Origin of the sequence: Nocardia sp. CY15, from assembly GCF_009829295.1 — a bacterium.
GTDB lineage: Bacteria > Actinomycetota > Actinomycetes > Mycobacteriales > Mycobacteriaceae > Nocardia > Nocardia sputi.
In genome coordinates this window covers 191512-204332 of sequence record NZ_VUOT01000011.1, presented here as the reverse complement: position 1 = coordinate 204332, position 12821 = coordinate 191512, and the positions used below count along the sequence as shown (strand labels likewise).

The 12821-nt window shown below is 66.7% G+C and carries 13 protein-coding genes and 4 tRNA genes; 8 read left to right on the top strand and 9 right to left on the bottom strand.

Translation table 11 applies throughout. The features are described from left to right. Positions 1 to 211 precede the first annotated feature (211 nt). From GVY39_RS34985 to GVY39_RS16065, 8 genes are all read right to left on the bottom strand, one after another. Entirely contained in the window at positions 212 to 334 is a 123-nt protein-coding gene (locus GVY39_RS34985; RefSeq protein WP_255466174.1) for a hypothetical protein, read from the bottom strand. Then, positions 325 to 504: a hypothetical protein gene (locus GVY39_RS16095; protein ID WP_159925207.1), complete on the bottom strand. Its 180-nt coding sequence runs from the start codon at positions 502 to 504 to the stop codon at positions 325 to 327. Before GVY39_RS16095 ends, GVY39_RS34985 begins: the two co-directional genes overlap by 10 nt. Positions 505 to 622: 118 nt before the next feature. Further along, complete coding sequence (gene phoU / locus GVY39_RS16090; RefSeq protein WP_159925205.1) at positions 623 to 1285, bottom strand: phosphate signaling complex protein PhoU; 663 nt, start codon at positions 1283 to 1285, stop codon at positions 623 to 625. Between the two features lie 190 nt (positions 1286 to 1475). Next, the gene (locus GVY39_RS16085; RefSeq protein WP_236565482.1) at positions 1476 to 3239 is read right to left on the bottom strand and encodes an LCP family protein; all 1764 of its coding nucleotides are present in this window, start codon (positions 3237 to 3239) and stop codon (positions 1476 to 1478) included. A gap of 707 nt (positions 3240 to 3946) precedes the next feature. Continuing rightward, positions 3947 to 5074 (bottom strand): tRNA dihydrouridine synthase DusB, encoded by a 1128-nt coding sequence (dusB, locus tag GVY39_RS16080; protein WP_159925209.1) that lies wholly within the window; start codon positions 5072 to 5074, stop codon positions 3947 to 3949. A gap of 163 nt (positions 5075 to 5237) precedes the next feature. Then, complete coding sequence (locus tag GVY39_RS16075) at positions 5238 to 6209, bottom strand: acyl-ACP desaturase (RefSeq protein WP_159925201.1); 972 nt, start codon at positions 6207 to 6209, stop codon at positions 5238 to 5240. A 454-nt stretch (positions 6210 to 6663) separates the two neighbouring features. Then, entirely contained in the window at positions 6664 to 7602 is a 939-nt protein-coding gene (locus GVY39_RS16070) for a hypothetical protein (protein ID WP_159925199.1), read from the bottom strand. Between the two features lie 226 nt (positions 7603 to 7828). After that, positions 7829 to 7901: transfer RNA gene (locus GVY39_RS16065), tRNA-Lys, on the bottom strand. A 555-nt stretch (positions 7902 to 8456) separates the two neighbouring features. Between GVY39_RS16065 and GVY39_RS16060 the strand changes: the two genes are divergently transcribed. From GVY39_RS16060 to GVY39_RS16025, 8 genes are all read left to right on the top strand, one after another. Further along, a complete protein-coding gene (locus GVY39_RS16060) occupies positions 8457 to 8663 on the top strand; it encodes a hypothetical protein (RefSeq protein WP_159925136.1) in 207 nt (68 codons plus the stop codon). A gap of 92 nt (positions 8664 to 8755) precedes the next feature. Continuing rightward, positions 8756 to 9421, top strand: a complete 666-nt coding sequence (locus GVY39_RS16055) for a TetR/AcrR family transcriptional regulator (protein ID WP_159925134.1) — start codon at positions 8756 to 8758, stop codon at positions 9419 to 9421. 94 nt (positions 9422 to 9515) lie between these two features. Continuing rightward, a tRNA-Glu gene (locus GVY39_RS16050) sits at positions 9516 to 9588 on the top strand. A gap of 29 nt (positions 9589 to 9617) precedes the next feature. Beyond that, positions 9618 to 9691: transfer RNA gene (locus GVY39_RS16045), tRNA-Asp, on the top strand. 58 nt (positions 9692 to 9749) lie between these two features. Next, a tRNA-Phe gene (locus tag GVY39_RS16040) sits at positions 9750 to 9823 on the top strand. Positions 9824 to 10398: 575 nt separating this feature from the next. Continuing rightward, on the top strand, positions 10399 to 11076 hold the full coding sequence (locus GVY39_RS16035) for a GAP family protein (RefSeq protein WP_159925132.1): 678 nt from the start codon (positions 10399 to 10401) through the stop codon (positions 11074 to 11076). A gap of 86 nt (positions 11077 to 11162) precedes the next feature. Continuing rightward, positions 11163 to 11345 carry a hypothetical protein gene (locus GVY39_RS16030; protein WP_159925130.1) on the top strand — a complete coding sequence of 61 codons (183 nt, stop codon included), beginning with the start codon at positions 11163 to 11165 and terminating at the stop codon, positions 11343 to 11345. 200 nt (positions 11346 to 11545) lie between these two features. After that, positions 11546 to 12265, top strand: a complete 720-nt coding sequence (locus GVY39_RS16025; RefSeq protein WP_255466173.1) for a polyprenol monophosphomannose synthase — start codon at positions 11546 to 11548, stop codon at positions 12263 to 12265. A gap of 54 nt (positions 12266 to 12319) precedes the next feature. Here the strand turns inward: GVY39_RS16025 and GVY39_RS16020 are convergent, their stop codons facing one another. Beyond that, a complete protein-coding gene (locus GVY39_RS16020) occupies positions 12320 to 12748 on the bottom strand; it encodes a DUF6069 family protein (protein WP_159925128.1) in 429 nt (142 codons plus the stop codon). Positions 12749 to 12821: the final 73 nt, after the last annotated feature.

Below are 12821 nucleotides of genomic sequence, written 5' to 3'. Positions count from 1 at the left end.
TCCCAGCTCGCCCGCGATCGTGCGGATACCCGCCCGCTCTCGCCGCCGGTCAGCGATATGGATGCGCTCGTTCTCGCTCAGATATCGCGACTTCGATACAGCGGAGGCTGCCCGCTCGTGCCGAGCGTTCCTAGAACCCAAGTACTAGCGGGCGCGGCCGATTTCGCCGTTGTCGGTGCCTACGGTCCGGTGGGCGTCGTGCTCGTCGACCTCACAACTGCGCGTCCATCGCGTCGAGGCCGGCGCGGAACTCTTGGTCGGACACTTCGTAGTTCGCGGCGCCGCGTTTCCCGATGTTCGAAACTCGTTTACCGCGCATGGCCATCACCGCCATGCGTCGTCGACATTCGTACCCACGGTGGAACATACATCGCTCAGCGCCGAACCGGGCAGAACACTACCGAGAGCATCGGTGGTGGCACGCACGGTCAAAGCGCCGATATCGCAGCCGATCTCGTCCATCGACGCGGCCAACCCGCGCAGCTCCGCTGGATCGACGTTCATAACGCCCCCCTTCCGACCGGACACCCTCCGGCGTAACGCAATACCAGAGCACTCCCGCCCCGTGCGGCCGATCTAGCAACCGCCGCATGCGAAACGTCAAGCGCAGCAGGCTTTTCGCTTATTTCTCCGCGTCGGGGTCCGGCGGGAGCACGCCGGTGACCAAGAAGATGACACGGCGGCCGATTTCAACCGCGTGATCGGCGAAGCGCTCGTAGTAGCGACCGAGCAGCGTGACATCGACGGCAGCCGCCACGCCGTACTTCCAATCCCGGTCCATGAGCAGTGTGAAGAGGTGACGGTGCAGATCGTCCATCGCCTCGTCGTCCTCGTTCAACTGTGCCGCGCGCTCCGGGTCGCGGGTCTCCAGCACCTCGCGCGCGCCGGCTCCCATGTTCACCGCGATGCGGCCCATCTCGGCGAAGTAGCCGTTGACGGACTCCGGTAGCGCGTGGTTCGGATGACGCCTGCGCGCGACCTTGGCCACATGCAACGCGAGCGCGCCCATTCGGTTCACGTCGGCGACGATCTGGATCGTGCTCACCACTTGCCGCAAATCACCGGCGACCGGCGCCTGCAGCGCGAGCAGAGCGAAGGCCTTCTCCTCGGCGTCCTGGATCAGCTCGGCGATCCGGTCGGCTTCGCCGATCACCTGCTCCGCCAGCGCGAGGTCCGCCTGGAGCAGAGCTTGGGTAGCCCGCTCCATGGCCGAGCCGGCCAACCCGGCCATCTCGCCCAGCAGGTGGGCGAGCTCGGCCATTTGCTCGTTGTAGATGACACGCATAACAGCTGACACTAGTTCGCTGCGCTGACCAAGTCACGAACAGGGAGTGAATGACCGGTGTGCATCATTAGCGCGGAGGTTGCCGTTGATGCGTCAATGACCGCGATCAGCACCTGTCCGATTTCGAAACGATGACATCACGAACATTGTGGTCTGTGTCGCACCTTCGTCCTTCGGTGTGCGCAGAGCCCTACTTGCAGATTTCGTCGGCCGCGTTGACGTGTTCCAAGTCCGACGGCAGCACGGCAGGCGTTGAATCCGTCGCGGTGCTCGTTGCGACGTTGGTGATCTCGTCACCGACCGGCGTCGGCGCCTTCACCGTGACGCCGGCCTTCGAGTCGCCTCCGATGACGACCTCGACGATGCCGCCGAGATCGTCGGCGGCCTCGATGGTCGCGCCGGGGATCGAGGTCGCCACGGTCGCGGCCTCGGCCTCCAGGCCTGGGGCGTAGCGGACCTTCGTCGTCGGGGAGGTGCCGTTGGCGTAGTTGCCGGTGTTGTAGATCGTGAAGCCCTGGTTGCCCAGCTTGGCGGCCGCCGTGCGCGCCAGCCCTTCGATGCCGGAGCCGTTGGACACCAGCAGCGAGACGGTGGAGGGATCCGCCGCCCGGTATTTGGCGGTTCCTGGCGCGGCTGGGGCGGGAGCGGGTGCGTTCGCGTGCACGGACGGCTTCTCTCCCGGCAGCGGCTGATCGTCGCGGATCGCCTTGAAGATCGCCTTGATGTCGGATTCACGGGGAATCTCGTTGCCGTAGGAGGTCGTGCCCGCGGTCGGAACGGTGATGAAGGTGACCGCGCCCGCGTCGATCTTCTGCAGTGAGCGTCCCAGCATCAGAAGGTCGCTCGGTTCTACCTTCTGGACCCAGGTGTGCTGGCTGAACGCGCTGATGAAGCCGTTCAGCTTGCCCGGATTGAACAGCACCTTACTGGACAGGGTGCCGCGTAGCAGCGAAGCGAGGAAGCGTTGCTGCCGGTTGATGCGGTCGTAGTCGCTGCGCTCCTCGCCGTAGACATGCCTGGCGCGCACGTAGTTGAGCGCGGTTTGGCCGTCGATGCGCTGCTTGCCCGGTTGCTCGAGGATGGTGCCGAGCACGTCGTCCACGAGCGGCTTGGACGCGCAGACCTCGACGCCATCGATTTGGTTGACCATCGACTCGAAACCGGCGAAGTCGATGCCGATGAAGTGATTGATCGACGCGCCGGTGAGGCGCTGAATCGTGGAGACGAGGCACATCGGGCCGCCGAGATTGTAGACGGCGTTGAGCTTGTCGCCCATGGCAGACGGGAACTTCTCGTCGGTGTATTTGTTTTTCTCGTTGTCCCACCCATAGCACTGGGGCCTGGTCACGTCCAGGTCGCGCGGGAAGGAGACTACGACGACCCGATTCCGGGACTTCGGGATGTGGACCAGCATGGTGGTGTCGGCGCGGGCGCCCTCGGCATCGTCCAAAGTGCCCGCGCCGAGCTTGCCGTTGGCCCCTGCACGGGTATCGGTGCCGACGAGCAGGTAATTCTCGTCGCCGAGTTGGGCGTTGGAATCGACGATGTCCTCTGAGTTCTCGTCCAGTGCCGACACCTGAGTGAAGCTGTCGGTAGTCGACTGCAAGTAGCTCCAGCCGCCGCCGGTGACCAGCAGCGCGAGCGCGGCGCTCAAGGCCAGTCCGGTTCGTCCCGTGGCGCGTAGCCGCTTGTTGCGGCGCTCCCGGGAGGCCTGCAGGCGGGTCTGGGCGGTGCCGACGGCCTTCGGCTTGGCGCTCTTGCCGTCTTTGGTCGGCCAGCCCACGCCCTTGCGTAGCGCGCGCGTCGGTTCGTCGATCGAGGGGATTACGTCGGTGACCTCTTCGGCCTGCTCCGGCTCGGGACGCGCGACCGGCGCATCGGGCGCCGTGCGCTCGGCGGGGCGGCGGGTCGCCGCGCGGGCGGCCGGTGTGGCTCCCGTGATGTCCTGAACCACCGGCGAGCTACCCGTCTGGCGTGGAGGTGGTGTATCCGGCGCGCGCCGGGGACCGGCCGCGGCGCCGCGGCCATTGGCGGCGGCCGGGTCGGCCGGCCTGCGAGGAGCTTCCTGCCGCGCTTCGGCACGGTTGATTCGTGCCGAGGGGGGGCCGGCCTGCGGCGGTAGCGACTCAGGGCGCCGACCTCGGTTCGCCGGGGAGCCGGGAATCGGTGGCGTCGGCTCGGCGGGGCGGCCCCGGCCGTTGGCGGCGGCCGGGGCCGCCGGGCCGGATTCCGTGCGGCGACCTCGGCTCGGCGCGGCGGACGGATCCGATTGGGTGGGCTCGGCGCGGCGGCCTCGACGGCCACTGCGCTCGTTATCGACCCGCTGGACGAGATCCTGGACCGTCAGGGGGGCGGAATTCTGGTCCGGGGTGGCGTCGGTATGGCGCGAACGGCGAGACGTGCGTGCGGCGTCCCGGTCGGGAGAGTCCTCCGCGGGATACCGCTCCCACGGGGCGCGACCTCCGGGCCGTGGCGAACGCCCGTGCCGATCGTCACCCACCAACGAACCTCGCTTTTCGTCTTGCTTTCCGCCTGGGTCGAACCGGACCGGCGGCACCGATCCCGTAATGATAACGATTCCGCCACAGGGGTCCACCCCACGGCGAAATCGAACAGGTCACAGCGGTGTTCGGAGCTGTTGGTCGCTATGAGGTTGCCCGATCAGCCGCCGCTGTGCATCACATCGGCGGCCTGCGGCACCGCCGGATCGTCCGGGTCGTCGAGCCAACCATGCGGCAGCGCGACCTTGCCCGGCGAGCCCTGACGGCCGCGCGGGCCTTCCGCGTCCTTCGGGAAGGGCGCGGTGGGATCGAGCTGTCCGACAAGGTCTTCCAGCTGCGCGAGGCTGCCCACGGTGGCGAACGCGCGCCGCAGGTCCGCGCCCACCGGGAATCCCATCAGGTACCAGGCCATGTGCTTGCGCAGATCGCGCATGGCCTTGTCCTCTCCGAGATGCTCCGACAGCAAAGCGCCGTGCCGGTACAGCACCGCGCCGACCCGGCCCAGATCGGGCGCCGCGGGCAGCGGCTCGCCGCGCAGCGCCGCCTGCAACTCGGCGAACAGCCACGGCCTGCCCAAGCAGCCCCGACCGACCACCACGCCGTCGCAGCCCGTCTCGTCCATCATGCGAACCGCGTCGGCGGCGGAGAAGATGTCGCCGTTGCCCAGCACCGGAATGGAGGTGACGGCCTCTTTGAGGCGGGCGATCGCGGTCCAGTCGGCCTGCCCGGAGTACCGTTGCGCCGCCGTGCGGGCGTGCAACGCGACCGCACGCGCGCCTTCGGCTTCGGCGATGCGTCCCGCGTCCAGGTAGGTGAGGTGGTCGTCATCGATGCCGATGCGGAACTTCACGGTGACCGGAACTCCCGCGGGTTCCGCGGCGGCCACCATGGCGCGCACGATGCGTCGGAACAGCGTCCGCTTGTACGGTAGGGCGGCGCCGCCGCCGAGGCGGGTGACCTTGGGCACGGGACAGCCGAGGTTGAGATCGATGTGGTCGGCCCAGCCCTCGCCGACGATGATCCGCACCGCTTCGCCGAGCGTCGCCGGGTCCACACCGTAGAGCTGCATCGAGCGCGGGTGCTCGTCGGCGTCGAAGGACATCATGTGCAGCGTCTTCTCGTTGCGCTCGACCACCGCCCGCGCGGTGATCATCTCGCACACGTAGATCGAGGTCGGGCTGCCGAATTCGCGGCACAACTTGCGAAACGCCAGATTCGTGATGCCCGCCATCGGCGCGAGCACGACCGGCGGATCGACCGGATACGGCCCGATCCGCAGCTTGGCCATCGCCTCGGTAGTCAACGTCACGCCGACCAGTGTCTCATTTGCGCACGTAAGTGGGCCGGAGCGGGTCGTTCGCCCAGTGCGCATGTCGGCACACCGGCCCGCTCATACAGCGCCGCCGCCGGGAAGCCCGGACGGCGGCGGCGTCGTGCGTCGCTGCGCGCGGTCAGCCTACGGAACTGCCCGCCATCTGGCGGTCGCGCTTGGCGGCTTCGCGGGCGAGCATGCGATCGCGCTGCTCCTCGAACTTGACGACGTCCTTGGCGAGCTTGTCCAGGAACAGGCCGAGGCGATCGCGGACCGCTTCGCCACGGGGGGTGAAGTCGGTGCGCTCGAAGATGTTCCACTTCTTCAGCACCGGCTGGACGACCTCCTCCAGGTGCTGGCGCAGGTCGTAGATGCCGTGCTTGGCCATCAGCACGCCGTTACGGCGGAAGTTGGGCATGCCGGCGCCGGGCATCTGGAAGTTCTCCAGAATCAGCGTGATCGCCTCGATGGCCTGATCGGGGGTCAGGTCGAGGGCGGCGCCGCACATATTGCGGTAGAAGATCATGTGCAGGTTCTCGTCGGCGGCGACGCGCTGCAGCATGCGGTCGGCGATCGGGTCGTCGCACACCTTGCCGGTGTTGCGGTGGCTGACCCGGGTGGCGAGCTCCTGGAAGGTGACATACGCGACGGAATGCAGGAAGCCGGCATCGGCTTCGGCGGGGGAGGCGAAGCCGTTGGTCATGTGGACCATCCGGGCTTCCTCGAGGGCGACCGGATCAACGCCGCGGGTGACGACGAGGTAATCCCGCATCACGATGCCGTGGCGGTTCTCCTCGGCGGTCCAGCGGCCCACCCAGGTGCCCCATGCGCCGTCCTGAGAGAAGTTCTCGGCGATCTCCCTGTGATACGAGGGAAGGTTGTCCTCGGTGAGCAGATTGGTGACCATGGCGGCCTTCGCGACCTCGTTGAGCCGAGACTGCTCGGGATCCCAATCCACGCCGCCGAGTGCCGCGAAGTTGCGGCCGTCGTCCCACGGGACGTAGTCGTGCGGATGCCATTCCTTTGCCAGGGAGAGGTGCCGGTTGACGTTTTCTTCGGCAACCGGCTCCAACTCCGTCAGAAGCTCGAGTTGAGTCAGATCCCTTGCCATGTATGAACCCTTCAGTGTGTGCTTCCGGTCGTGCAGGTCATCCCAAGGTAGACCGATACCGATGCGGCCATACCTTACGGCACCGTAGGTGTGATGCGAAACGCATCTGTTAGACGATCGATGCCCTGGTGATCTACCTCATACGACGTCATCGCCGTTCAGTGATCCTCAAGAGTGTATGAGGAATACCCGCGGCGAGGGGACTATCGACGCGGGCTCGAGATCGTTAGCGGACCGTGCTCGATCGCACAATCGCTGCCTGACTGGTGCGGCGGCCGAGTGTGTCGGACTGTCACATCGAGTCCGTGTTGTCGGCGTTTCGCCAGGGTGGGTACCGGCGGTCGTGGTGAGTCGTGCCCATCCGGGAGATAGCCGGTGGCCACATACGGCCCGTGTCGCGGTGCGTCATGCGATCTGCAATACAGATATGGCCGGGCAGCCGCCCCCACGTCGGTCAGGCGGGGGCTATCGCTGTGATCAGGGTCCGGCCGTCACGGCTGGTCACGGTCACGACCTGGGTGAAGGTCGCCGCCGTTTCGCCGGGCCACTGCTCGGACAGGTCGACCAGGTACCGACCGTCCGACAGGGCACTGATCTCCACGCAGTACCGGGTATCGACAGGCACCTGGTCGATGCCGCGCTGTATACCCTCGGCGTCCGGTATCGCGGCACCCTCGACGACGGCCCGCGCGGCGGCGCCGGAGCGCAGCACGTAGTACGCGTGCTCGAACGCGAGGATGGCATCGGGCCCGTTCCCCGTGCCGCCCGGTCCGGTGCCCGAAACCCGTCCCTCGGAACGAGCCTGCGTACATCCGGGCATGGTGTGAGCGTGCGGCGGCGCGGCCGCCGTGGGCGGTGCCGTCACAATGGTCGAGGCGGTCACGACGGTGGTCGACGCGGGAGCGACCGTGGTCGAGGCGACCGCGGCTTCGCGCTTCAGCGTTGTGGCCTTGTCGGTGCTGACAGTGATGACGAGCACGCTCACAACCAGGGTCACGACGCCGAGAACTACGCCGATGGCCGCCAGCGGCCTGAATCCACGCGGTTCGCGCCGACGCGGTCGGGACGGCAACGACGCCGAGGCACGCCCTCCGCCACCGGACCGGTCGATCAGCGCCTGATCGGGAGGTCGGTCGTAGTAGTGACTGTGACCGCCATCGACTGTCGCCGCGCTCGTTTCGGCCGCCGCCGCATTCCGGCGATCCTCGAACCGTGCGGACGCCACGCCCTCGTCCTCCGCGTCGGAATCCGCGAGCCAGTCGCGCCAGTCCTCCCCAGCCTCGCCCGAGTCGGTATCGGTACCTCGATCGATGTCGCGGCCGCCGCCACTCAGGTCTTCTGCCTGCACGGATTGCTCCAGTTCTTCGGCGGTGGGGCCACCGGCCATGGGCAACCTCAGATCCTACGGCCAGTCGCGGTCGCCGCGCGGCGGGATCGGGCCCCGACTCCGGCATCCGGCCGTTCCGAAAGCGGGCCGCGGTGTCGCACCCGGCGGAGGCGTCGTGCGCAGCAGGTGAGGAGGCTTCGTGCGGGTGCTTCGATGCCGCTCAGCCGGTGCCTCCCGGCGGAGAACTTCGTGAAACAGGTCGGGCGCCCGGAGTGACCGGGCGCCCGACTTGTGCCCCCAGTAGGGCTCGAACCTACGACCTGCGGATTAAAAGTCCGTAGCTCTACCAACTGAGCTATAGGGGCGCGGAGGAACAGTGTAGTGCGGTCGGGGCCGGAAGCCCCAATCGGGGGAGTTCGTGTCGGGAGGCGGGATGGATGGGGAAGTCGGCGTGGCACGCCCGGGTGCGTCGCGCGGCGCGCGAGGATGGGTAACGCGCCGTGTGGAGGGGGCGATGCAGGCGGTAAACATTTGGTACCCAGCTTTGTTCATCTTACCCGGATCTGGATATCATCCAATCATGTTGGCTGACAATCTCTTTGGATTTGCAGGGGGTGAACGTCCCGGGGCGGGGAAGACTCGTGGCATGAGTTGGCGGGCGAAGTGTGGGCGGCGGTCGGGCGCCCGGGTTGCCGGTCGGCTCGAGTGAACCTCCCTGGGCCGCTGGCTAATTCGCGCACCCATCGGACGACGCGTTTAGGTTGCCGAATATTTGCCGTAACAGAAATCGGAATCGGATGGCGCGCTTACTCCTCGGTTTGCCGCGTGTCGGAACGGGATTCCGGGTACCGTGACGCCTTGGTGAATTCCGAAAGAATCGCCGACTCGGTCGGCGCCGCGGAATTCGGATTGTCGTTGCTGTGTCCGAAGGCGCCGCGGCCGGTCCGGCCGGCCACGGTTCGACGGAACTCGATGCCGCAGGAGGAGGCACGTTCGAGACGAAGAAATGCCCGGATGCGCACCCCCTGCGGCGCACCCGGGCAGGCAAACTATACCAGCTGGTGTGTTTCAGGTTTTTCGCGAGTTTTCGTACCGAGAGTTTGAAATCGGGCGAAAACCGGGTTTGAAGTATCGATAAAAACTCATGAATTCGCGCCGAGGGTCCGTTCCTTCGGGGGTGGCTGATTGGCGGCGAGTAGGCTTCGGAGGCGTTTCGAGCATGGCACGGCAGCAAGAGCGGGCGCGCCGGACACGGGCGGCGATTATCAGGTCCGCCGCCGTTGAGTTCGGGAAGAGCGGCTATGCCGCTGCATCGCTCAACCGCATATTGGAAGGGTCGCGTGCCACCAAGGGCGCCATGTACTTCCATTTCGATTCGAAAGAAGATCTGGCGCGCGCGGTGCTGGAGACGGCGGTGGAACGCTACCGCGCCTCCGCCGAGCGCTGGCTGGCCCGAACGGACCTGAGTCCGTTGGACATCCTGCACGGGGTGGTCGACGAGATCGCGCTGCGGCTCGAGCACGACATCATCGTGCAGGCCGAGTACCGCTTGATCATCGAACCGGATTTCTACCGTGACGTGCAGGCGGGCGGCGGTCGCATCCTCGGTCGCACGACCAGGGTGCTCACCATCCGCGCGATCGACCACGGGCAGCTGCGAGCGGACGCCGATCCCGATCGGTTCACCCGCACGCTCGCGGCCGCGCTGGCCGGCCAGCGGTACATGGTGGACCTGCTCGGCGGACAGGTCGATCTGCGGGCGCGGTTCGAGGAGGCGCTGGAGGTCGTGGTCGAGGCGATGGCCACCCCGGAATGGCTGGAGAAGTTCCGCAGCGACGGCTGGCGCGCGCAAGCCCGCTTGGAGGAACTCGGTTTGAGCCTCTGACCAGCCGGTTTGGGATTCCGGTCCGGTCTGTCATAAGCTATCCCAGCTCCCAACGGACAGCCGTTGAAAGCCGGTCCGGAGAAATCCGGGACGAGCCCCCTTCGTCTAGCGGCCTAGGACGCCGCCCTTTCAAGGCGGTAGCGCGGGTTCGAATCCCGTAGGGGGTACGGTCTTCGGATCGTTGGTAGCAGAGCATGGCCCTGTGGCGCAGTTGGTTAGCGCGCCGCCCTGTCACGGCGGAGGTCGCGGGTTCGAGTCCCGTCAGGGTCGCAAAGAAGCGCCGGAGATTTCCGGCGTTTCGCGTATGGCATTCACTTCGGGTGCCTGCGGCCAGGTAGCTCAGTTGGTACGAGCGTCCGCCTGAAAAGCGGAAGGTCGCCGGTTCGATCCCGGCCCTGGCCACTCCACTCGTAGGCGGCCCATGCTCACGGAGAGCGTGGGCCGTTCTCGTTTCGTCATGTTCTGTGGGGGTGCAACCCCCACGCCCCGCCTGGCGGGCTTCGCCCCCGGACCCCCGGACTTGTGGTTGCGTCTGGTGGGTGTCGTCCGGGTGGTTCCCGGGATCGCGCCCTGGGCCGCTACGTTCACCGAGTTTCCTTGGTGGTCCATGTCGATCGGTGTCCCTTGGATGGCCTGTGCCGACGGGCCTACCTTGGTTGATTTCTGTCGATAGGTCTCCCTGGTCGACTTCTCTCGAGGGATCTCCCTTGGTTGGTGCATGTCGACCGTTCCTCGGTGGAGTCAGTTCCAACGCTCCTCGGTTGATCGAGGTCGACCGGCGGGCGGCCCCTGATTGATCCCTGCCGAGGGTGTCCGTGGGCGACGCTGTCGACCGGGTCTCGCCGACCGAGTGAGGGTTGATGCGCGATTGCCTGGGCGTGGCTGTGGGTCCGATGTGGTGAATCCCACAGCGGTGCAGAGAGGTTCACAACAGGAGCCGCGGTCGATCTGCGTGTCGCGGGTAGGCTGGCGCGGACATGTCGACCCTTCTCCTTGCGCTCGCGGGGTTCGCCTTCCTGGACTCGCTCGATCTGCTGCTGATCGGCGTCACCGCGGCCGTGGTCTACGACAGCAGGCTGAGCCGTCGCTCGCCGCTGGTGGGCGGTCTGAGCTTGCTGGCGGGCGTCTTCGCCGTCACCACCGCCTTCGGCGTCTGCACCGTACTGGGTATCGGCTTTCTGACCGATCTGATCGACTTCCGGATAACTCCGGCGGTGCGGTATTGGGGTGAGCTCGCCGCCGGCGTGGTGTTGCTCGTTCTCGCCGGCATTCGGATGACCGGAACCGCGCCCCCGCAACCGGCGACTACCTTGCGACGTCGGCCGTGGATGCTCGCCGGAATCGGCGTGGTGATCGGAATCGCACAGGCGCCGACCGCGGTCCCTTATCTCGCTGGGCTCGCGATGATCTCCGCCCGAAATCCGCTACCTACGTTGTGGCCGCTGATCATCGTCGCTTATTGCGCGCTCGCACTGCTGCCGCCGTTGGTGATACTCGGCCTCGCGATGCGGCGCACGACCGGAGCGCGGCGGATGTATCGGAACGTAGTTCGCGTTATCACCGCTTACGGGCCGAGTTCGGTGCGGATACTCTTCGCGATCTTCGGTGTGGTTCTCCTGTGGGACGCGTTCGTCCATTACCGGAGCCTTTGGTAGATCTCGGCGGTGAATGGCGTCGCCAGAAGCGCGATGGGTCCACGGAAATGCGGTTGAGGTGTGGTGTTCGGTGGGATGCTGAAGGCATGGCTGAGCGCTGGTATTACTGCTTGAAGCACAATCGGGCCGAGCAAGGGCGGCAGTGCTGGTTCCGCGACCGGATGGGGCCGTATCCGGACAAGGCGACGGCGGAACGAGCGCTCGAGATCGCGCATGCGCGCAACGAGCGAGAAGACGCCCGCGATCGGGCCTGGCGCGACGGAGACTGAGGCGGCACGGGAGCAGCCTTCCCCCGGACGGTGAAGTTGATCTTGAGCCGCAGGTCGCGGGCTCGGACGCCGTCGCGCGGGGCGCGGCCGCTCAGCTCGCGATCAGGAGTATCGAGTACGGTTCTCCAGAACTCGACGATTGCTCGGAGGTCCTGGCGTGGGCTGCGAGCGGAAACCAGGATCAGCAGGGAGGGCGACCCTTGAGGGTTACCGTTGTTGTGCCGACCTACAACGAGCGGGAGAACTTGCCGGTTGCGGTGGAGCGGCTGACCGCGCTGCCGGTGCCCGACTTGCACGTACTCGTGGTCGACGACAGCTCGCCGGACGGCACCGGCGAGGTGGCCGACAAGCTCGCCGCCGAACTGCCGAACGTGGTGGGTGTGCTGCACCGGACCGAGAAGGACGGTCTCGGCCGGGCGTACGTCGCGGGTATCACCCGGGCGCTGGATGAGGGCGCCGACGTGGTGATCCAGATGGACGCCGACCTGTCGCACCCGGCCGAAGTCATCCCGGCCATGCTGGAGAAGCTGTCGACTACCGAGGCGGGCGTGGTGCTCGGTTCCCGCTACGTCCCGGGCGGCTCGACGGCCGCCGAATGGAAGTGGTACCGCAAGGCGCTGTCGGCCTGGGCAAACTTCTACGTGAACCTGATCCTGCGTTTGGGCGTCAAGGACGCCACCGCGGGCTTCAAGGCATGGAAGGCCGACACGCTGCGCGCCATCGAGGTGGCCTCGATCCGCAGCAACGGCTACTCCTTCCAGGTCGAGATGAACTACCGCACCATCAAGAAGGGGTTCGTGATCGCCGAGGTTCCGATCCGGTTCGAGGAGCGGACGCTCGGCGCGTCCAAAATGAGCCTCAAGGTGCAGCTCGAGTCGGCGCTGATGCCGTGGAAGCTGCTGTTCGGCCGCGCGGTCTGAGCCACGCCAACAGGTCCGCTTCCGCGGGGAAGCGGGACCCGCTGTTGTATCCGGTCAGCGGCCGAGCCGGTTGCGCATCGCCTCGAGGCCGACGACGAGCGCCGGAGCCAGCACCACGTGCATGGCCGACAGGGCGAGGGTGCTGACGAGGTCGAAATCCGCCGCGAGGGTCAGGCCGATGGTCGCCACCGCCAGCGCCGCGCCGACCACCTGAGCCACCCGCAGCACGCCCACCCACAGGTAGGACAGCAACGCGGCCGCGATCATGCCGATCATCAGTGGCACGGCGGAGGAGACGACTACCACGCTCGCCGTGACCTCGGAAGTCTCACCGGCATCGGTCGTCTCGAACGAGCCGCCGGCTGCCAAGCCGAGCATCCATACGATCAGGTTGACCGCCACCGTGACGGCGACGCTACCGAGGATCGCGACCGGCCGGTTGACGGCGGGAATGCGGAGGGCGGGTGCTGTGGTGGTCGACATGATGGTCTCCTCGTCTGAAGTATTCACTCCGGTGGAGACCATGATGAAACCTCAATAATTATTGAGGTCAATA